Source organism: Nostoc sp. PCC 7524, assembly GCF_000316645.1.
Classification (GTDB): Bacteria; Cyanobacteriota; Cyanobacteriia; order Cyanobacteriales; family Nostocaceae; genus Trichormus.
The window spans coordinates 1,332,056-1,351,477 of the sequence record NC_019684.1 but is presented as its reverse complement, the minus strand read 5'-3'; the positions used below and the strand labels follow the sequence as shown (position 1 = coordinate 1,351,477).

Sequence of the window (19,422 nt, the reverse complement as noted above, 5' to 3'; positions counted from 1 at the left end):
CAACGGTTCCGTACCATTCAACTCCAGCAGTCCCCCAACCTACAGAATTATTAAAGTTGCCATCTGGACTGAGGTAATAATGTCGTGCAATTCCTAATGTAGAATTAATCGGTATGCTATAAATACTAACCCAATGCCGAAAATGATTTAGAATATGCTGAACGTAATGCTGCTAATTTGGATTGGTTAAAGAAAGCATTTGCTACAGCTAAAGCTAAAAATAACCTTGGAATGGTGATTGTTATCCATGCCAACCCAAATAATTTTAATGTTCCAGCTAACGCACAACAAAATGGGTTTCGGGATTTTATTAATACTTTGAAGGCTGAATTAAAAGAATATAGTAAGCCTGTCATGATTGTCAATGGAGATACCCATTACTTCCGCATTGACAAACCCTTAAATATAGATAACCCACCCGGTACAATTGTCACTAATTTCACTCGTGTGGAAACCTTTGGTGATCCCAATGTGCAATGGTTACGAGTCACAGTTGATCCCAGAAACCAAAATCTGTTTGAAGTTCATAAAGAGATTCTGCCAATACATTAATTTGGCGCTGGCTCTGAGATTTTTATAAGCATCAACCTCTTTAACATGACCCTAATTAAGCAACAATAATTGTGTTGTTTAATTGGGGATTTTGTTTTTCAATTTACACTCATCAATGAGAGCGATGGGCTATGCCCCACCGAAGGCGATCGCTTTCTATCTGACGCTTTGAGTAAGATAGAGGCTTTGTTTAATCAACAAAGCCTCTAAGTCATCAACTTTTTGAGAAAAACTAGAACTTGACATTATATTTATCGGCAAGTTCAGAAAGCTTCTCATACTGTTGAATAGCAGCTTCAGTAATTAAGGCTTTAGCTTCTTCTGGTGTGTTGCCGTTCTGAGGGATTAAATATTTGATATAGAGGGCGACAAAATCAACCATAATTGCCGACCCTACTAAACCATGACTATCAGCTTCCTGTCCAGCCATTGCTGATACTAGCCCTGTCTTAATGGGGTCTGGTTTGGATTTCATGAATTGATCAATAAGTTGCCAAATATACTCATTAGGTATGAGACCTTGTAACTTAGTTGGATCAGGGGTAAATTCTATTCCGGCTAGTTTTGCCTGCTCTAAAACACACCATTCTGTAAATTCTTTGAGTGCTTCTTCGGGAAGTTTGGGGAAATATTTGTGTAGTTCTAAATCAGACACAAGCTTACCTTATGAATTTGAGTTTTTGCAGCGTATTAAGGCAAGACTAACTCACTATTTCTAGAAGTTTTAGTGTGTTATGCTACGACTTTTGAATAAATAGATGGACAGATAAGATTTGATGAGATGCGTAGACACGAATTGGTTAGTTGAGCAACATCGCTTGTTGAGAACTATGGCTGAAGGTTTTTTAACGCAGAGGAGCGCGGAGGTTTACGCAAAGTGACACAGAGGGTTAATGAGAGATTCTCAAGTTAATGATATAGAAAAATCTGGGAGGTATTTTGTGCGATCGCTCCTAGCTAACACTGTCAATTAGTTGGTTGTGCTGAGGATCGCGCTTGTTGGTTTTGTTCAAGCGTTGTCTAGGTTGGGCTACTCTTGAGTAAAATTTGGGTAGGTAAAATCCTATCCGCTATATTTAAGTTAGATTCGGCAGAGTGTCAAAATCAGAACCACAGACAATTATAAATTCTATGTTAACCCCTGAAATCGAAACCAGACTGGCAATTTTAGAAACCGAAGTGGCTCGTCTCAAGCAGCAACTCCCTGTTACTCCTATTCCTTGGTGGCAAAACATTCTAGGAACATTTGCTAATGATCCAGCTTACGACGAAGCCATGCAATTAGGGCAACAATACCGCCAATCTCTCCGCCCTGATTCTGACTCCTACCTCGACATTTGATATGTACCTTCTTGATACCGATCATATCAGTGTCTTGGAACGAGGTGGAGCTTCAGCCCAGCCACTTCTTGCTAAAATAGCCCGTATCAATCCCAATGAAGTTGCTACCACAATCATCACTTACGAAGAACAAATGCGGGGTTGGCTCACCTACATTGCCAAAGCCGATTCTATTGAAAGGCAAATCGCTGCATATCGCAAGTTAGAAAATCAACTTGTTAATTATCGAGCCATCGTTGTTGTCAGTTTTGATGAAAGAGCAGGGCAAATCTTTCAAAATCTTCGCACATCTTATCCGCGATTAGGTTCAATGGATCTTAAAATTGCTGCGATCGCCTTTGCTAATCAAGCAACTCTGCTTACCCGTAACCTGAAAGACTTTGGACAAATTGAAAATCTTCAAGTAGAAGATTGGACAGTCTAAGTAAATTTAGCTAAGTCAATCACCTGACGCTTTTCGTCCCGATTTTAGATTTACACAAGCGATCGCACTTATTGGTGTTTTGCAGGCGATGTCTAGGTTGGGCTACGCTTGAGCGAAATTTGAGTAGGTAAAATCCTATCCGCTATATTTAAGGTATATTACTCGATTTTCCATTTGGTTTGGTCAACATGGATTTTACAGCCACTCTCAATGAAATTAAATCTCTCAGCATTGAAGAACGCATTCGTTTTGTGCAAGCCATTTGGGATAGTATCGCCGCAGAACAGACTTACCCAGAACTCACAGCAACACAAAAACAAGAACTGGATCGGCGGATTAATGACTATGAAACTAATCCAGACAACGTGATGACATGGGAAGAGATTAAAGCTTCTATTAAAAAATAATAATGGATGTTTTTCTTTAAAATTAATAACAATAGCTGAACTGGTGTAGACAAAAATCTGGTGTCTATGAATTTAAATACATTAGAAGAAATTGAACGCGCTGTCAGTCAACTTTCACCAGAGGAACTTTCTGCGTTTCGTCTCTGGTTTGCCGAATTCGATACAGACCCCACTATTCAAGCTGCTTGGACGACTGAAGCAAAAAGACGGCGAGATGAGATTAGAAATGGTTCTGTGCAAGCTATACCAGGCGATGACGGGTTAGCTCAAGTGAGGCAACTGCTTGAGCAATGAAATAGGCGATCGCACTTATTGGTATTTTTCAGGCGATACCTCCGGTGGGCTACGCCTACGCTTTTAGCCGAATCTATCAAATTAGTGAGCGATCGCACTTATTGGTATTTTTCAGGCGATGCCTCCGGCGGGCTGCGCCTACGCTTTTAGTCAATACTATGGTTGTGCTGCTGAGAGCGATTTTCTAAGACTGGCGGATACGCGATCGCACTTCTCAATCTGTCAACAATACTCAACTATGTCTAAGCTATGATTAAGGTCAAGATTGAAAAATTGATTGTATGCAAACTATTACTGATATTGGCACATTAATTGTTCGCACACCTGGAACGCTTGGTAGTCGTCCTCACATTGCAGGAACTAGAGTATCTGTACAGAGAATTGCTGCATGGTACAAAATGGGACTCAATGCAGAAGAAATTGTAGAACGAATGGGTAATGTGAGTTTAGTGCAAGTTTATGCTGCTTTGACTTACTACCATGCTAATCGAGAAGAAATTGAAGCTTACCTGGCTTTGGAGAAGTCAAGCTATGAACAACTTGCCGCTCAGACGAATCAATTGATATGAGTGAAATACGATTGTTAATCGATGAAGACGCGATGGATCATCGATTTGTTGGCGCACTGAGAGCCAGAGGAGTAGATGTAACAACTGCTGGAGAGCTAACTACAACCGGTTTTAGTGATGAAGAACAGTTAATTCTTGCTACTCAACAGCAACGAGTATTTTATACATTTAATGTTGGCGATTTCTGCCAGTTACACAGTTTCTATATGACTGAGAAAATAAGTCATTCAGGCATTATTATTTCTTCGCAAGATTATTCAATTGGTGAGCAGATGCGGCGAGTTCTGAAATTGATGGCGAATAAATCTGCTAAAGATATGGCAAATCAGCTAGTTTTCCTCAGTGCTTATTTAGGAGAGTAAATTGACTAAATAAGAGAGCGATCGCACTTATTGGTATTTTGCAGGCGATGCCTCCGGCGGGCTACGCCTACGCTTTTAGCCAATTCTGTCAAATTAGTCAGCGATCGCACTTATTGGTGTTGTGCAGGCGATCGCTCCTAGCCAACACTGTCAATTAGTTGTTTGTGCTGAGGATCGCACTTATTGGTATTTTTCAGGCGATCGCTTCTCCACACCAAATTTTTTAGCCAAAACTATTAAATGAGTTGGTTATTTTGGAGATAGAGATTGTCCACGAAAAGCAAATATACCATCAGACTAATTGTTTTTTCAGCATATTTGCGTAACGACAGGCTAGTATAAATCGATTATGATTATTATTCTACAACCTAACTGTAAATGGCATAGATATTCTATTTAAAACCTAAAAATAGCCCTAATTTTATGAGCAAAATCAGTTGGTTTCCTGCTTGGCTACCTTATCCACAGTCGTGGATGATGGCAGTTAGGTTAGCAATACCAGCCTACTTCGGTGCAAATGTGATTTTTGCATTTGAATTCTGGCGTTATTCTTTAGTAGGTGTTCTTCTGACGGTAACAGGTAATAATGCTCTAATCTTCTTCTTTGCAGTTTCTGCTGTTGCATTGTTATTAGCTTTTATGTGGTTTTTGATTTTGACAAAATTATACACATTTTTGCTAAAACTTCTGTGGTCAAATCCACCGCAATGGCTCAGTTTGCCAAAATTTAAACTATTGATAGTTCGAGATTTTGGAATACTTGTATTATCAGTTTTACCAATTGTTGCTATTTTTGCAATTTATATTTTGTTTTTTACCAGTTTTAAACAAAGCTTTGCCGATTTAAAAACACCAAGGTTAACTTATGATAGTTTCCTGCTAAGATTTTGGTGGCTTTGGTTTATTTCTGCGGCTTACCTTTACCAATTATCTATTAGGAAAATCAGTGGTAATGACAAGTAATAGGATGTTGGTAGAATGAATGTTCTAAAGTTTATTACAGTTTCTAGCAGCAATTCTCAACCATGAAATATTAATGAGCTAATGACTAACTAAATCATAACTAGCCATTAGCCACTCATTAATTAACAGCAAACTCTCCGCGTACCTCCGCGCATACCTCTGCGCCACTCTGCGTTTAAATCTCTCAACTACGCAGTCCGGAAACGCGCCAACTCCTCGCCTGTCTTCGCATCATGGGCGTGAACAGTACACACCAGACAAGAATCAAACGATCGCGCCACGTGTCCCACTTCCACCGGATCAGTAGGATCTTCAATTGGTGTTCCAATTAAAGCTTTCTCAATCGGCCCGCATCTTCCATCTTTATCGCGGGGGCCGACATTCCAAGTAGTTGCAGCAATCACCTGATAATTCTTAATCTTGCCCTCTTCAATATCTATCCAGTGACAAAGAGAACCCCGTGATGCTTCCGTTGCACCCCAACCGCGCCCGTCTTTTTCCTTGGGTTTAATATACCAGGGGTCATTTAAAACGAACTCACGCAAACATCTTTCTGCTTCACGGTATAACTTGACAATTTCATGAACTCGTGCAAGCTGACGCACATGAATACTAGCACCACCCATTTCTTTGAAGACATCTAGGATAAACCCATCATAGTGCTGCCAAGATTCTCCATGTTGACCACCTGCGACTAACTGACGTGCTAAAGGGCCAACTTCCAAACGGCCAAAATCTTTGTGCAGTACCGCAGTTGCCCAAGAGTAGGCATTATTGAAGTCTTTATGATTCTTTTGGGTGGGTTTAGTGGTACGGTCAAAGGGGTGAACATTTTCTTTGCCTTCATCATACCAAGAGTGGGTAGTATTCTCACGGGCAAAGGTATGATCCATCAAAGTGTGAGTGTCACTGAAGCTATTGTACACACCACTTTTCATAATCACCGCAGCGTTGCGTCCTTCGATAGTCGGCTTCTGATATCTATCTTCGTGAGGTAAATATCCCCAAGAAACATATTTGCCCACACCTGCACCATATCTATCTAAACCGATATCTAAACCCATGCGCCAATAGAAACCCAAGTCTGATTCTCGATGTTTGATGTCTTCATCTAACCAATCCATGAAATCATCATAAGTTTGGATTTCTTCGTAGCGTTCTAAAGAACAACCCAACCACACGGGTTCTAACCAGTTGGTGCGGAAATATTCTAAAATTGCCCAAGCGCGGGTGATATCAGTCAAAGTGGGGGCGCACATCACACCACCAGGCACCATATAACTGCTATGTGGCCATTGTCCACCAAACAGGGCGTAAATTTCTACGGGTTTGCTAGAAATTGTCACACCCAGTTCATAAGATTTACCTGTGAAAGCAGCAAAGCGACGGACGGCTTCATCATAAAAGCGGCTGCTACGGTATTTTTTATTAGTTAAGTCAATGGCAAACAATCCATAGAAGTAACGGGGGATACTTTGGATTGTTTCGACAATTTGACCGAGGTTTCTAGCTAAGATGGCATTGCGAGGAACTGTTGTACCCCAAGCTGTATCTAATGCCCAGGCGGCAGAGGTTAAATGTGAAGCACCGCAGATACCGCAGATACGAGGTGTGACAATTAACCCGGCTTGGGGGTCTTTACCCCGGAGAATAATTTCAAATCCGCGAAATAGTTCGGCGTGTGTCCAGGCGTTAACCACCTGTCCATCGGCAATTTCCACCCGAACATCTAAATCGCCCTCGACTCTACCGACGGGCGATATATCTAGTGTTTGTCTTCCCATTCTCCTCTCCTATATTGATCGGGGGAGTGGGGAGTTGGGAGTGGGGAGTGGGGGAAATTTCAACTTCACCTATTCCCTATTCCCTATTCCCTATTCCCTAAACTGTAAAAAAGTCTTCATCTGCCCAGGCTGGGGCTGTACTTTTAGCAACCATTGTGAGTAAGGCGTAGTCTTTGGTTTTGACTCCTGGGGGTAATTCTTTGGGAACTCCCATAACGGTTTGAGTCTTAAAGACTGTACCGGGTTCGAGGTCAAAGAAGGGAAATTCGGGTTCTGTACAACCTAAACAGGGCATTCCGGCGCGAGTCTTAGAAGAAACGCGATTCCAGAGGATGCGGTTGCAAGAGGAATGAGTCATGGGGCCGCGACAACCCAAGTCGTAGAATAAGCAGCCTTTGCGTTGACCGAATTCGGCGGTTGTGGCTTTATAGGCAAAGTGGACGTTACGAGTACAACCTGTTTGGGTGTAGGTGTTGAAGAAGGTTTGGGGACGGTGCAGTTCATCGAGGGCGATGTCTCCGATCCGTCCAGTGGCGATCGCCACTAATATCTGCGTAATCCAATCGGGGTGTGCTGGACATCCAGGAATATTAATCACTGGTAATCCCGATTTGGCGACGAAATCCTTACCTAAAAAGCCGCCTTCTTGACGCTTGAGAAATTGCAACCCTTGGGATTCGCTGGGGTTGGGTGACATGGCTGGGATACCTCCCCAAGTGGCACAGTCGCCTACCGCCACAACGAAGCTAGCAACTTTTGATAAATCAGCCAGCCAATCTTTCATGGGGCGATCGGCAAAGCGATTCCATTCGCCTGTACCGTTGGGGGCATTAACTACACTACCTTCAAATACCAAGATATCGAGAGGTATTTTACCGAGAATGCAGTCCCACAGTAGGGTTTGTAAGTTGTTGCCTAGTTCCAATCCCAGAGAAGGATGCCAAAGAACCTTAATGCCAAAATCCGCAATTAAATCGCAGACTGTCGGTTCTTCGGCATTAAGAAAAGACATGGTGTTGCCTGAACAAGCACCACCTTGCAGCCAGAGTACGTTAGTCATTGGCTATTTATTTGTCTATTGTTTACTATTTATGACGCAGGTGTGTACGCTTGTAGAGTTTCACCTGGTAATAAATTCGGAGTTTTAATTTTTATAATACAGTATTATTTTAAATCATTAATATTTGTTAAATAAAAATTAATCTTTAACTGAATATTAAATCTAAATAATATTTAGTCCCAAGGGTAATTTGTGAGACAGATTTTTCTAGAACAATATGAATACTTAAGTATAAATACTATTTACTAAAATATTTAAAAAGCAATTATCCTCTAGAATTTTAGAATGAAAATGATTTATATTAAAAAATAATTACTTAACTTCAATGAATGGGTATGATCAGAACTTTTACCCATTTTGCAATCCCAAAAAAAGGGTAATTGTGATTCATTATTTTTTATCTGTGTAAATCAATATACTTTTTCAAGATATTAGAGACATGAAGTCTTTAAATTCATGTCTAATGCCACATTCCACAAAGGAGAATCAGAGAACATGAGTGAATTTTTTAATAACCCTAGCGTGAGAGAATTACTCACCAATATGGTGACAGGTGATGTAACCTTAGTCACAGTATTATTGTGGTTAGTTGTAGCCACAATCATTTCAATGATTGGTGGAGCAATTGGCGGAATCATACTAGCTGGAAAAGATATAGGTTATATGTTCTCTGCAACTATAGGGGCATTATTTGCTCCTGCTGGGGTAATTCCTACCATACTTTTGGGGTTTGCTCTTTTAAATTTAATTAGTAATTTTTAGCAGCAATGTATATAGCAATTCCCACTTAAGTGAGGTACAAATAATATTTTGAAACGCAGAGGTGCGCGGAGTAAAGCGCAGACTTACGCAAAGATTTGTACCTCAGCAAACTAGGAAACGCTATAAGTGGTTTTAGTCATATGTGATGAATGAAACCAGAAAATATCTTGACTGGAATTTGTATTTATTAGGAGGCAAAATGATTGAATTAGGTTGGTTTTCTGCTAAATTATTTGTTCAAGGCAAACTACTACGTGACCCCCTGTATTTTATTCAACAAACCGCAATTGGTATTAGTCTTGGTTTGCTAGTGCTAATCGTATTATCTCAATTAGCAATTCCTTTCTGTTTACCTGTTACTGTGGCGAGCTTAACCACAGGTGTAGCAATGCCTTTTCTCCTGAAAGATTTCAAGATGAAGTAGATTTTTTTTCATCTGATATTTTGCACCAGTTTTTAAACCTGCCAGAGAATCAATTCTCTGGCAGGTTATTTACTATTTAGTAGTAGTTGGTATGGCAATGCTGATATATTTCATATGGAAATATAATTGGTGTAGGTTGGGTTGAGGAATAAAACCCAACACCCTTAAGACTTTGTTGGGTAATGCTTGCGCTCAACCCAACCTACTTTTCCTCTTAACTAAAGCGTATTGCCCTATAGGTAATGACTGCTATGAGTTAACAGTTTTTGCTTCTACAAAAGCTTCTCGACCTGTAATTAATCTAGAGCGACGATTACGAGTAATATAATTCCATGCCCACTGAAATACTACTAATAATTTAGTGTCAAACTCGATTAAAAAGTAGATGTGAACTACTAGCCAAAATACCCAAGCAATGAAACCTTCGAGCTTGATTAAGCCTAAATCTACAACAGCTAAATTTTGCCCAATCATCGCCAAACTACCCACGTCATTGTAATGAAATGGTGGCATAGTACGATTTTTCAGCCTGCGTTTAATGAGTTTAGCTACATACTCTCCTTGTTGTGTGGCTACGGGTGCAACACCAGGTAGAGGTTTACCATTTTGATGAGAGAAGTTACCTAAATCTCCGATTACAAAAATGTTTTTATAACCCCTGATACTCAAGTCCGGTTCTACAATAACGCGTCCGGCGTGATCGCATTCTACACCTGTACGTTCTGCTAGGACTTGTCCCATTGGAGAAGCTTTTACACCTGCTGCCCACAATATAGTTTTTGAGGGAATTTCTTTGACTTCATCGCCTTGTTTGAAAGTAACGATTTCATTTTCAATATTTGTCACCCGTGTTTTAGTTTGGATAACCGCACCCAACTTTTGCAAAGATTCTGCTGCTACTTCTGATAACTCTGGCGAAATGTGTGGGAGGATGCGATCGCCCCCTTGCAATAGTAAAATTTTTGTTTCTGAGGTGTTGATGCTGCGGAAATCTTCTTTGAGGGTTTTGTATGCCAACTCAGCGATCGCACCTGCTAATTCTACACCAGTCGGACCCCCCCCTACAATCACAAAAGTCAACCAAGCACGGCGTTTTTCGGGATCAGTTTCTTTTTCTGCTGCTTCAAATGCGCCAAATATCCGGCGACGCATTTCTATGGCATCTTCAACAGTTTTCAAACCAGGCGCAAGGTCTTTCCAATGATCTTTACCAAAATAGGAATGATTAGCACCTGTGGCAACAATTAATGTATCATAAGATATAACTCTATCATCTAGAATAACTTGTTGCGCTTTTGGATTAATATCCTTAACTTCTCCCAGCAACACTTGTGTATTTTTACTTTTACTGAATACAGCTCGCAATGGCGAGGAAATATCCCCAGGTGATAGCGTACCTGTGGCAACTTGATATAAAAGTGGCTGAAATAGGTGAAAGTTACGTTTATCGATCAAAGTAACATTAACATTCGCTGATTTCAGAGTCTTTGCTGTATACAGTCCACCAAAACCACCACCAACAATTACAACCTGATGTGGTGCATTCTTCTCAAGAGAAACTTCCATAAAACATATTTCCTGTTGTTAAGAGGGTTGTAACTTTTCTTAACAAAGATGTAGCAGAATTATGATGTGGCTTGCCGTTTATTTAGAACATTTGCAAAAATCATGAAAGTAGCCAAAGTTATAGCAATTGCCATATAGATTAGGACATCAAGCAATCATCAAACCGTTACCTAGGGGATTTTGGAGTCTGTTACCTGTCCCCTGCTACAGTCATGAGTCACGGTGGTTCTCTACGAGATGCGGCGGGAAGCCTCCAGATTCAAAATAACGAGAATTTTGGTTAAAATTGCCTCATTATTTTCAGGACTAGAGGGTTAAGCTACTTGCAGTAGTTAAAGTTTTCTAGAAGTTGTTGATTTTGAGTTTTGAATTCGGAGCGAAGCAACGTGACTCCCAGCATTACAGATTCAACTGTCAAAGCCGCATTGGCAGCTATTACATCAGAATCAGCAACGACGGCGGAAAAAATCCAAATGCTGATTGAATTGGCACAAGGGTTACAGAAAAAACCGAAAACTCCCCAGGATTTATGGAATGCGGTGGAGTTATATCAACAAGCAAATAAACTCTGTGATGTTGATTATCCTCTCTGGAAAGCGCGATCGCAAGCTGGGATGGCAGGGGCTTTAAAGTCGATTCCTGATGTGGGGGCAGAACTATTGCTAAGGGCGAAGGCTGGTTATGAGGAAGCTTTGCCAGTTTTACAGCAATTAGCTGCACCGATAGAAGTTGCCGAAGCCCAGATGAATTTGGGGCTGGTGTTACAGTCTTTAGTGCCTTTTAATTTAGCGAAGATAACGGATAGTATCGCTGTTTATCAGGAAGCGATGCGGGTATTTACGAGTCAGGATTATCCTCAAGAATACGCGATTTTATCTAATAATATTGCGATCGCCTATCTTTCCATGTCTGGGAGTTCGGAACAGCAAAATCTCTGTGAAGGCTTGGCAGTGCAGACTTTTGAGGCTGCTTTGAAACAGATTAACTTGATTGATCATCCCAGAGAATATGCGATGTTGCAAAACAACTTGGGTAATGCTTTGCAATATTTACAAAGTTCCCATCCTGTGGAGAATAATTTACGAGCGATCGCCGCTTATAATGAAGCTCTAAAAGTGCGTAATGCTCAAGATACTCCTTTAGAGTATGCTAACACAATTGCTAATAAAGCTAATGCCTTATTTAACTTACCGGACGACCCAGAAAAACCGGAGTTAGGTAATCCCAAAAATCTTTTACAAGCCCGTAATTGCTATCAAGAAGCTTGGGAATTATTCAGCCAGTATCAACAAACTGAACAGGCGGCGGCAGTTGCCCAAGCTTTGCACGATGTCACGGCAGAGATTCGGGTGAGTATGAATAATTAGGGGATTATTTTTAGAGGGGAAAATAGTATGTCAGATTTAATGATAAGTTTGGCGGCGGGTGAGATTAATTTGATCACTGGATTGGTATGGGTGGTAATTGCGATCGCTTTATCAATGCTAAGTGGTGCTGTAGGGTGTAAATCTCACGCAGAGACGCAGAGGCAAGCCAGTGCGTTGGGCGGCTCTGCCGACTTGTTCGCGAAGCGTCTCGAAGAGAAGCAACTGGCGCGCAGGGAGAGGGAGAGGGTAATTCATGAGTGATTTGGAAGAGTTGGTGACGGAGATTAATCGGTTTGAGGCGATTATTTCTCATTGGGATGAAAGTCAGCGTAGTGTTGCTGTGGGGTTGAAAAGAGCAATTGAGGATTTACATAAGGAGGCTTTGACGCGGTTAATTAAAAGTGTGAAGCAGGAATCTTTACCAGCACTAAAAAATGCGGTGAAGGATGAAGTTGTTTATGGTGTTCTGCTTTATCATGAGTTAGTTAAACCACCCAAACCACCGCTTTCACAACGTGTTCAAGCAGCCCTAGAAGGAGTTCGTCCAGGGTTGCAAAGTCACAATGGGGATGTAGAATTAGTAGCTATTAAACCGCCGGACACCGTAGAAGTCAGGTTAATAGGAACTTGTAGTAATTGTCCAGCCTCGACATTAACTTTATCCCAAGGAGTAGAACAAGCAATCAAAGAATATTGTCCAGAAATCACCAAAGTAATTGCAGTGAGATAGGATATCTCCTTTCCTTCCTCTTTGCGTCTTTGCGCCTCTGCGTGAGCTTTAAAAAAAAATTGCGATCGCAGCTACACAACAAAACTATTTAACACGCTTTAATATTACTTAGAAACACACCTCCATACCCCAACCTTGCACACAAACTTAACACAAATTACCCCAAATTTCCCCCTATCACCCAAAGGTGCAGAGGTGATTTTAGGTGATATTCTAAACCCAGAATTATTAGCAATTCCCTTAGCACCAACTCCTACTACCATGTTTGGCCCCCGTGGTGCTTGTCTAGTATCAGAAAACGGCTCATTATGGGTGTCAGATACAGGACATCATCGTTTATTAGGATGGCGTAATTTACCCACAAGAGATAATCAACCGGCTGACTGGGTAATTGGACAGCCAGATTTTGATCATGAAGGACAAAATGCTAAAGGTACACCAGGAAGAAATACTTTTAGTGTCCCGACGGGAATTTGTGTATGTGGCGAAGGTTTAGCAGTTGCAGATGCTTGGAATCATCGGGTTTTAATTTGGCATAAGTTACCAGAAGATAGCAATGTTCCAGCAGATTTAGTATTAGGACAAGCTAATTTTACTGATAATCAACCTAACAGGGGAAGTCATCAACCTGCGGCTTATACTATGCACTGGCCTTATGGTATTTTCTATCATCAAGGTAAGTTATTTGTAGCAGATACAGGTAATAGAAGATTATTAATTTGGCAGCAGTTACCTACAGAAAATGGACAACCTGCTGATATAGTTTTGGGACAGCCGGATATGACATCTCGGAATGAGAATGGCGGCGGTTCTCCAACGGCGGCGAGTATGCGTTGGTGTCATGACATTGCGATTTGGAATGATAATTTAGTTGTCACCGATGCGGGTAATAATCGGGTGATGATTTGGCAAGGGATACCAACAGAAAATAATGCCCATTGTGCGGTGGTTTTAGGACAGAAAAGTTTTGATGTTGTAGAGATGAACCAGGGAGTTTATTTCCCTAGTGGGAGTAGTTTGAGTATGCCTTATGGTGTAGCTGTGGCTGGAGAATGGTTATTAGTAGCAGATACTGCTAATTCCCGATTGTTAGGATGGAAGCAGCCAGAGTCAATATTATCATTGCAGGGTGCAGTAGCAGATGGGATTGTTGGGCAAGATACTTTTCAAAGTAAAAGCGAAAATCGTAACTTCGGAACGCCCACACGCCACAGCTTAAATTGGTGTTATGGAATAAAAGTTTGTGGCAAAACGGCGGTAATCTCGGATTCTGGCAATAACCGAATTTTGCTATGGCGGACTTAAAAATTCAAAATTCAAAATTCAAAATTAAGCTACCCAGGTATGTCTATTCAGTTCACATTGCTTTATGAAGTTTGAAGAAATCAGAGTTCGCGGTACTGTACAGGGGGTAGGATTTCGCCCTACAGTTTACCGTCTGGCTAAAGCCTGCGGTTTGCGGGGAGATGTTTGTAATGATGGCGAAGGTGTGTTAATTCGGGTAGCTGGTAGTGAAACTGAATTAACAGAGTTTGTCACCAGATTACAAAATGAATGTCCGCCCTTAGCAAAAATTACGGAACTTGTCAGAACTCCCTATGCTGGAGAGTTGAAGTTTGATGATTTTGTCATATCTGGAAGTGTTAGCGGCGTATCTAAAACTCAAATCTCCCCCGATGCGGCAACTTGTCCCCAATGTCAGCAAGAAATTTTTGACCCTTTTAGCCGCTTTTATCGTTATCCTTTTACTAACTGTACCCACTGCGGCCCCCGTTTAAGTATTATTCGCGCCGTCCCTTACGACAGATGCAATACCAGTATGTCTGCGTTTGTCATGTGTCGTGACTGTGAGGACGAATACCACAATGTCGAAAATTGTCGCTTTCACGCCCAACCTGTAGCTTGTCATGTATGTGGCCCCCAAGCTTGGCTAGAACGGGCTGATGGTAAACCTGTAACGGCTTCCATGTTCTCGATGTTGGATGATGTGGACGCTGTTTGTACATTGCTGCAAAAGGGTGAAATTGTCGCTATTAAGGGTATAGGCGGTATTCATCTCGCTTGTGATGCGACACAAGAGGCGGCTGTACAGAAATTACGTCAACGTAAAAAACGCTATGATAAACCCTTCGCTTTGATGGCGCGGGATATTGCAATTATTGAAGAATATTGTTTTGTTAATGAACAAGAACGCGAGTTATTAACAAGCCCTGCTGCACCTATTGTATTGTTGCAGAAAAAGGGACTGGGGACACATCAATTCAAAATTCAAAATTCAAAATTCAAAATTAAAGAACTGCTTACTCAGCACGGGCTAAACGCCCAGCTTCCGCTAACACAACTCAGCACTCAGCACTTGATAGCCCCTTCTGTAGCACCAGGGCAAAATACTCTGGGTTTCATGCTACCTTATACGCCTTTACATCATTTAATTCTGCGGCGGATGAATCGCCCGATTGTATTAACAAGTGGTAATCTTGCGGATGAACCACAATGTATAGATAATGGTGAAGCTAGAGAAAAATTAGGTGACATTGCTGATTATTTTCTCTTACATAATCGAGAGATTGTCAATAGGGTAGATGATTCCGTTGTGCGCGTTGTCGATAATAAATTACAAACGCTTCGCCGCTCCAGAGGTTATGCACCAGCACCGATAAAATTACCGCCAGGATTTCACAATGTCCCGCAGATTTTAGCGATGGGTAGTGAGTTAAAAAATACCTTTTGCTTAATACGAGAAGGTGAAGCAATTATCTCACAACATTTAGGAGATTTAGAAAATGCTGCGGCGTTGAGTGCCTATCAAGATACCCTCAGTTTATATTTAAACTTATTTGCACATCAACCACAAGCGATCGCAGTCGATTTACATCCCGAATATCTCTCCACAAAACTCGGTAAAGAAATCGCCACAGCCAACCATCTCCCACTGTATCCCATCCAACATCATCACGCTCACATCGCTGCTTGCATGGCAGAAAATCAGATACCTTTAGATACAAACCCAGTTTTAGGTATTGCTTTCGATGGTTTAGGCTATGGTGCAGATGGTACACTCTGGGGAGGAGAATTTCTATTAGCTGATTATTGCCAGTTCAAACGCCTCGCCACCTTTAAACCAGTGGCAATGATTGGCGGTGAACAAGCAATTTACCAACCTTGGCGTAATACCTACGCTCATTTACTAGCTGCCAATCTTTGGGATGATTGTCAACAACAATATGCTGATTTGGAAATATTACAATTTTTAAATCAAAAGCCCATAAAACTGCTGAATCAGCTTGTCGAAAAAGGCATTAACGCCCCCTTAGCCTCCTCAGTAGGAAGACTGTTTGACGCTGTGGCGGCGGCTATTGGCATTTGTCCAGAAGAATGTAGCTATGAAGGACAAGCTGCGATCGCACTTGAAGCCATAGCCGATATTCACACCTTAAATAATCCTAAAGAAACAGCAACCTACCTTTTTCACCTGGGCTTTTCAGATAGTATTTATTGTATAGACTCACGCCCCATGTGGCAATGCTTGCTTAATGACCTTAAGCAAGGCGTTTCTCAGTCAGTTATTGCTGCTAAATTTCATCAAAGTTTAGCTAATGTCATTGTAGAAATGGTTAACCGCTTACGTCAAGAAAACCTAATTAATCAAGTCATATTAACAGGAGGAGTATTTCAAAACACCATATTATTAAACCTAGTAAAAACCCAATTAAAAAACCTACAAATAAACGTCCTCACCCACAGCCTAGTCCCAACAAACGACGGCGGATTATCCCTAGGACAAGCCCTAATCACAGCTGCCCTAAAAAATTCCTAAATATCCACTCTTACACTCTCTGCGCCTCTGCGCCTCTGCGCGAAATAATTCTTTCTTCCACTTCACCAAGGAACATAAAAATGTGTTTAGGAATCCCCGGACAAATAGTAGAAATCACCGACACTAACCAAAAATTAGCCATAGTAAACGTTGGTGGAGTAAAACGCCAAGTAAACATAGCCTGCATAGTTGACGAACAACATTCCCCCGAATCATGCGTAGGAGATTGGGTATTAGTTCACGTCGGCTTCGCCATGAACAGAATCAACGAACAAGAAGCAGCTGAGACACTGAAACTATTAGAAGAAATCGCGTTAATTCAAGCAGAAATTAGTAATTAATATCTCCCAGTCTCCAGTCCCCAATCCCCAATCCCCAGTCCCCAACCATGAAATACGTAGACGAATTCCGCGAACCAGAAAAAGCCGCAGCCTTACGGCAAGAAATCGAAAAACTCAGCTATCAATTAGATAAACATATAAAAATTATGGAAGTATGCGGTGGGCATACTCATTCTATTTTTAAATACGGTATTGAAGAAATCTTACCAGCGAATATAGAACTAATTCACGGGCCTGGTTGTCCAGTGTGCGTTATGCCCAAGGGTAGATTAGATGATGCGATCGCAATTTCCCAAAACCCCAACGTCATTTTAACAACCTTTGGCGACACCATGCGCGTCCCTGGTTCTAAACATAGCCTCTTGCAAGCCAAAGCCCAAGGCGCAGACATTCGCATGGTTTACTCGCCCCTAGATAGCTTACAAATTGCTAAAAATAATCCCGATAAAGAAGTCGTATTTTTCGCTTTAGGCTTTGAAACCACCGCCCCCAGCACCGCTTTTACCATCCTACAAGCGGCGGAAGAACATATTCAAAACTTTAGTATGTTTAGTAATCACGTCCTTGTGATTCCCGCCCTGCAAGCCTTACTAGATAACCCTGATTTACAACTAGATGGATTTGTCGGGCCTGGTCATGTCAGTATGGTAATTGGCACTGAACCTTATGAATTTATAGCCCAAAAGTATCATAAACCGATAGTTGTTTCTGGCTTTGAACCATTAGATATATTGCAATCAATTTGGATGCTGTTACAACAGCTAATAGAAAATCGCTGTGAAGTTGAAAACCAATATAACAGATTAGTCCAAAAAGCCGGTAATCAAGTAGCCTTAGCAGCCATGAATCAAGTCTTTGCAGTCCGCGAAACTTTTGAATGGCGAGGCTTAAATGAAATCCCCTATTCTGGTTTAACAATTCGCCCAGAATATGCCCAATTTGATGCTGAATTAAAATTTACCATTCCTAACCAAAAAGTAGCAGATCATAAAGCTTGTCAGTGTGGCGAAATTCTCAAAGGAGTCCTCAAACCTTGGCAGTGTAAAGTATTTGGTACAGCTTGTACTCCCGAAACCCCAATAGGTACTTGTATGGTGTCTTCCGAAGGAGCCTGTGCAGCATACTATAAATATGGCAGATTTTCGACTGTTATGCAAAAACAAACAGTTGAACAGCCAAAAGTGACTATCTCCTCATAACCTCCAAATCAGCAGCGATACACTTCATACAACAACACTGCGAGGACAAATTGTATGCCATTCGTCACCGTCAGAATTGCTAGAGGACATTCCATTGAGAAAAAACGGCATTTAGTAGAAGCCATTACCAATGCGATGGTTGCAGCATTAGATACCAAGCCCGAATGGATTACCATTCACATTGATGAATTTGAAAGAGAAAATTGGGCTGTTAATGGCATATTGCATTGTGACAGACATCGTGGCAGACACGATGAATCTGGTAGATAGAACTACAAAATAAATGTAAGGTGCGTTACCAAAGCGTAACGTATCTTACCAACAAAATAATAATCAAAACTTAATTAATATGGATTTTTCTGCTCATAACTCAACTCCCAATCCCCTATTTCAAAAAATTGAACAAGTCCGCCGTCGTCAAAGTACAGTTCGTGACACTCATATCACCCTGGCACATGGTAGTGGTGGTAAAGCCATGCGCGACTTAATTGATGATATTTTTGTCAGTAGTTTTGATAATCCTATACTTTCCCAATTAGAAGACCAAGCCAGCTTTAATTTATCCCAGCTTTTACCGCAGGGAGATAGACTAGCTTTTACCACAGATTCCTATGTTGTAGACCCCTTATTTTTTCCTGGTAGTGATATAGGTGAATTAGCTGTTAACGGTACAATTAACGATTTAGCTGTCAGTGGTGCAAAACCTTTATATCTTACTTGTAGCGTCATTTTAGAAGAAGGATTACCCACAGCAACCCTGCGGCGGGTTGCAGCGAGTATGAAAGCAGCCGCCCAAACCGCCGGAGTGCAAATCGTGACTGGTGACACCAAAGTTGTGTATCGTGGTGCGGCTGATAAATTATTTATTAACACTGCTGGTATTGGTATTATCCCCACAGGAATTAATATTTCTGCCCACAATATTCAACCAGGAGATGCCATAATCATCAACGGTGAATTAGGCAATCATGGCGCAGCAATTTTAATTGCCCGTGGTGAATTAGCTTTAGAAACTGATATTAAAAGCGACTGTCAGCCGTTGCATGGATTAGTAGAAACTATTCTGAATGTATGCCCTGAAATTCACGCCATGCGCGATGCTACACGCGGGGGTTTAGCCACAGTTTTAAATGAATTTGCCTTGAGTTCTCATGTAGGGATACGTATCAATGAAGCATCTATCCCCGTGCGAGAAGAAGTCCAAGGAATGTGTGAAATTTTGGGTTTAGACCCATTATATCTAGCTAATGAAGGTAAGTTAGTAGTAGTGGTAGGCAGTGACAAAGCCGATACAGTTTTATCAGCAATGCAATCTCACCCTGCCGGGAAAAATGCCTGTATTATTGGTGAGGTTATTTCTGCACCTCCAGGAGTTGTCTTGTTAAAAACTGCCTTCGGCACAGAACGTATTGTTGATATGTTAGTCGGCGAACAATTACCACGAATTTGTTAATAATTAA

22 protein-coding genes and 1 pseudogene are annotated in these 19,422 nt (G+C 41.2%); 19 read left to right on the top strand and 4 right to left on the bottom strand.

The genetic code is table 11. From position 1 onward, the window contains the following. The first annotated feature begins 177 nt into the window (after positions 1-177). Positions 178-552 (top strand): hypothetical protein, encoded by a 375-nt coding sequence (locus NOS7524_RS05715; RefSeq protein WP_235622402.1) that lies wholly within the window; start codon positions 178-180, stop codon positions 550-552. Positions 553-784: 232 nt separating this feature from the next. On the opposite strand, the gene NOS7524_RS05710 is transcribed toward NOS7524_RS05715, so the two are convergent. Further along, a complete protein-coding gene (locus tag NOS7524_RS05710) occupies positions 785-1,207 on the bottom strand; it encodes a hypothetical protein (RefSeq protein WP_015137530.1) in 423 nt (140 codons plus the stop codon). A 476-nt stretch (positions 1,208-1,683) separates the two neighbouring features. On the opposite strand from NOS7524_RS05710, the gene NOS7524_RS05705 reads away from it, so the two are divergent. The 7 genes from NOS7524_RS05705 to NOS7524_RS05675 all read left to right on the top strand — a co-directional run bounded on the left by NOS7524_RS05705 (position 1,684) and on the right by NOS7524_RS05675 (position 4,912). After that, complete coding sequence (locus NOS7524_RS05705) at positions 1,684-1,893, top strand: hypothetical protein (RefSeq protein WP_015137529.1); 210 nt, start codon at positions 1,684-1,686, stop codon at positions 1,891-1,893. A 1-nt stretch (position 1,894) separates the two neighbouring features. After that, a complete protein-coding gene (locus NOS7524_RS05700; protein WP_015137528.1) occupies positions 1,895-2,317 on the top strand; it encodes a type II toxin-antitoxin system VapC family toxin in 423 nt (140 codons plus the stop codon). A gap of 188 nt (positions 2,318-2,505) precedes the next feature. Beyond that, on the top strand, positions 2,506-2,724 hold the full coding sequence (locus tag NOS7524_RS05695; RefSeq protein WP_015137527.1) for an addiction module protein: 219 nt from the start codon (positions 2,506-2,508) through the stop codon (positions 2,722-2,724). A 66-nt stretch (positions 2,725-2,790) separates the two neighbouring features. Further along, the gene (locus NOS7524_RS05690; protein ID WP_015137526.1) at positions 2,791-3,018 is read left to right on the top strand and encodes an addiction module protein; all 228 of its coding nucleotides are present in this window, start codon (positions 2,791-2,793) and stop codon (positions 3,016-3,018) included. Positions 3,019-3,299: 281 nt separating this feature from the next. Beyond that, positions 3,300-3,587 carry a DUF433 domain-containing protein gene (locus NOS7524_RS05685; protein ID WP_015137525.1) on the top strand — a complete coding sequence of 96 codons (288 nt, stop codon included), beginning with the start codon at positions 3,300-3,302 and terminating at the stop codon, positions 3,585-3,587. Then, positions 3,584-3,949: a DUF5615 family PIN-like protein gene (locus NOS7524_RS05680; RefSeq protein WP_015137524.1), complete on the top strand. Its 366-nt coding sequence runs from the start codon at positions 3,584-3,586 to the stop codon at positions 3,947-3,949. The genes NOS7524_RS05685 and NOS7524_RS05680 overlap by 4 nt, the downstream gene beginning before the upstream one ends. Before the next feature lie 423 nt (positions 3,950-4,372). After that, positions 4,373-4,912, top strand: coding sequence for a hypothetical protein (locus tag NOS7524_RS05675; protein WP_015137523.1), 540 nt, complete (start codon positions 4,373-4,375; stop codon positions 4,910-4,912). A 188-nt stretch (positions 4,913-5,100) separates the two neighbouring features. Here NOS7524_RS05675 and NOS7524_RS05670 read toward each other — a convergent pair whose 3' ends face one another. Together NOS7524_RS05670 and NOS7524_RS05665 are read right to left on the bottom strand one after the other, a co-directional pair. Continuing rightward, positions 5,101-6,696 (bottom strand): nickel-dependent hydrogenase large subunit, encoded by a 1,596-nt coding sequence (locus NOS7524_RS05670; RefSeq protein WP_015137522.1) that lies wholly within the window; start codon positions 6,694-6,696, stop codon positions 5,101-5,103. A gap of 97 nt (positions 6,697-6,793) precedes the next feature. Continuing rightward, on the bottom strand, positions 6,794-7,756 hold the full coding sequence (locus NOS7524_RS05665) for a hydrogenase small subunit (RefSeq protein WP_015137521.1): 963 nt from the start codon (positions 7,754-7,756) through the stop codon (positions 6,794-6,796). Positions 7,757-8,251: 495 nt separating this feature from the next. On the opposite strand from NOS7524_RS05665, the gene NOS7524_RS05660 reads away from it, so the two are divergent. Next, entirely contained in the window at positions 8,252-8,518 is a 267-nt protein-coding gene (locus tag NOS7524_RS05660; protein ID WP_041555190.1) for a hypothetical protein, read from the top strand. 199 nt (positions 8,519-8,717) lie between these two features. Then, positions 8,718-8,942 (top strand): hypothetical protein, encoded by a 225-nt coding sequence (locus NOS7524_RS05655; RefSeq protein WP_015137519.1) that lies wholly within the window; start codon positions 8,718-8,720, stop codon positions 8,940-8,942. Positions 8,943-9,191: 249 nt separating this feature from the next. Here NOS7524_RS05655 and NOS7524_RS05650 read toward each other — a convergent pair whose 3' ends face one another. Beyond that, the gene (locus NOS7524_RS05650) at positions 9,192-10,508 is read right to left on the bottom strand and encodes an NAD(P)/FAD-dependent oxidoreductase (protein ID WP_015137518.1); all 1,317 of its coding nucleotides are present in this window, start codon (positions 10,506-10,508) and stop codon (positions 9,192-9,194) included. A 386-nt stretch (positions 10,509-10,894) separates the two neighbouring features. Between NOS7524_RS05650 and NOS7524_RS05645 the strand changes: the two genes are divergently transcribed. The 9 genes and pseudogenes from NOS7524_RS05645 (at position 10,895) to hypE (ending at position 19,415) form a co-directional block, all read left to right on the top strand. Then, a complete protein-coding gene (locus tag NOS7524_RS05645) occupies positions 10,895-11,875 on the top strand; it encodes a hypothetical protein (RefSeq protein ID WP_015137517.1) in 981 nt (326 codons plus the stop codon). 27 nt (positions 11,876-11,902) lie between these two features. Continuing rightward, on the top strand, positions 11,903-12,136 hold the full coding sequence (locus NOS7524_RS05640) for a hypothetical protein (RefSeq protein ID WP_015137516.1): 234 nt from the start codon (positions 11,903-11,905) through the stop codon (positions 12,134-12,136). Continuing rightward, the gene (locus tag NOS7524_RS05635) at positions 12,129-12,605 is read left to right on the top strand and encodes a NifU family protein (RefSeq protein ID WP_015137515.1); all 477 of its coding nucleotides are present in this window, start codon (positions 12,129-12,131) and stop codon (positions 12,603-12,605) included. Before NOS7524_RS05640 ends, NOS7524_RS05635 begins: the two co-directional genes overlap by 8 nt. Positions 12,606-12,740: 135 nt before the next feature. Beyond that, positions 12,741-13,910, top strand: a complete 1,170-nt coding sequence (locus NOS7524_RS05630; RefSeq protein ID WP_051039181.1) for a hypothetical protein — start codon at positions 12,741-12,743, stop codon at positions 13,908-13,910. 64 nt (positions 13,911-13,974) lie between these two features. Then, positions 13,975-16,422 carry a carbamoyltransferase HypF gene (gene hypF / locus NOS7524_RS05625; RefSeq protein WP_015137513.1) on the top strand — a complete coding sequence of 816 codons (2,448 nt, stop codon included), beginning with the start codon at positions 13,975-13,977 and terminating at the stop codon, positions 16,420-16,422. A gap of 80 nt (positions 16,423-16,502) precedes the next feature. Next, entirely contained in the window at positions 16,503-16,763 is a 261-nt protein-coding gene (locus NOS7524_RS05620) for a HypC/HybG/HupF family hydrogenase formation chaperone (protein WP_015137512.1), read from the top strand. A gap of 47 nt (positions 16,764-16,810) precedes the next feature. Continuing rightward, entirely contained in the window at positions 16,811-17,962 is a 1,152-nt protein-coding gene (gene hypD, locus NOS7524_RS05615; RefSeq protein WP_015137511.1) for a hydrogenase formation protein HypD, read from the top strand. A 27-nt stretch (positions 17,963-17,989) separates the two neighbouring features. Continuing rightward, positions 17,990-18,232, top strand: a pseudogene (locus tag NOS7524_RS05610) (tautomerase family protein); the annotation flags it as partial. Positions 18,233-18,311: 79 nt separating this feature from the next. Further along, entirely contained in the window at positions 18,312-19,415 is a 1,104-nt protein-coding gene (hypE, locus tag NOS7524_RS05605; RefSeq protein WP_015137509.1) for a hydrogenase expression/formation protein HypE, read from the top strand. The last annotated feature ends 7 nt before the right edge of the window (positions 19,416-19,422 follow it).

Coding starts and splice junctions, on each gene's coding strand:
- NOS7524_RS05670 (WP_015137522.1), bottom strand. CDS start 6,696: ATGGGAAGACAAACACTAGATATATCGCCCGTCGGTAGAGTCGAGGGC.
- hypF (WP_015137513.1), top strand. CDS start 13,975: ATGAAGTTTGAAGAAATCAGAGTTCGCGGTACTGTACAGGGGGTAGGA.
- NOS7524_RS05620 (WP_015137512.1), top strand. CDS start 16,503: ATGTGTTTAGGAATCCCCGGACAAATAGTAGAAATCACCGACACTAAC.
- NOS7524_RS05700 (WP_015137528.1), top strand. CDS start 1,895: ATGTACCTTCTTGATACCGATCATATCAGTGTCTTGGAACGAGGTGGA.
- hypD (WP_015137511.1), top strand. CDS start 16,811: ATGAAATACGTAGACGAATTCCGCGAACCAGAAAAAGCCGCAGCCTTA.
- NOS7524_RS05675 (WP_015137523.1), top strand. CDS start 4,373: ATGAGCAAAATCAGTTGGTTTCCTGCTTGGCTACCTTATCCACAGTCG.
- NOS7524_RS05660 (WP_041555190.1), top strand. CDS start 8,252: ATGAGTGAATTTTTTAATAACCCTAGCGTGAGAGAATTACTCACCAAT.
- hypE (WP_015137509.1), top strand. CDS start 18,312: ATGGATTTTTCTGCTCATAACTCAACTCCCAATCCCCTATTTCAAAAA.
- NOS7524_RS05695 (WP_015137527.1), top strand. CDS start 2,506: ATGGATTTTACAGCCACTCTCAATGAAATTAAATCTCTCAGCATTGAA.
- NOS7524_RS05690 (WP_015137526.1), top strand. CDS start 2,791: ATGAATTTAAATACATTAGAAGAAATTGAACGCGCTGTCAGTCAACTT.
- NOS7524_RS05665 (WP_015137521.1), bottom strand. CDS start 7,756: ATGACTAACGTACTCTGGCTGCAAGGTGGTGCTTGTTCAGGCAACACC.
- NOS7524_RS05685 (WP_015137525.1), top strand. CDS start 3,300: ATGCAAACTATTACTGATATTGGCACATTAATTGTTCGCACACCTGGA.
- NOS7524_RS05635 (WP_015137515.1), top strand. CDS start 12,129: ATGAGTGATTTGGAAGAGTTGGTGACGGAGATTAATCGGTTTGAGGCG.
- NOS7524_RS05650 (WP_015137518.1), bottom strand. CDS start 10,508: ATGGAAGTTTCTCTTGAGAAGAATGCACCACATCAGGTTGTAATTGTT.
- NOS7524_RS05705 (WP_015137529.1), top strand. CDS start 1,684: ATGTTAACCCCTGAAATCGAAACCAGACTGGCAATTTTAGAAACCGAA.
- NOS7524_RS05640 (WP_015137516.1), top strand. CDS start 11,903: ATGTCAGATTTAATGATAAGTTTGGCGGCGGGTGAGATTAATTTGATC.
- NOS7524_RS05680 (WP_015137524.1), top strand. CDS start 3,584: ATGAGTGAAATACGATTGTTAATCGATGAAGACGCGATGGATCATCGA.
- NOS7524_RS05655 (WP_015137519.1), top strand. CDS start 8,718: ATGATTGAATTAGGTTGGTTTTCTGCTAAATTATTTGTTCAAGGCAAA.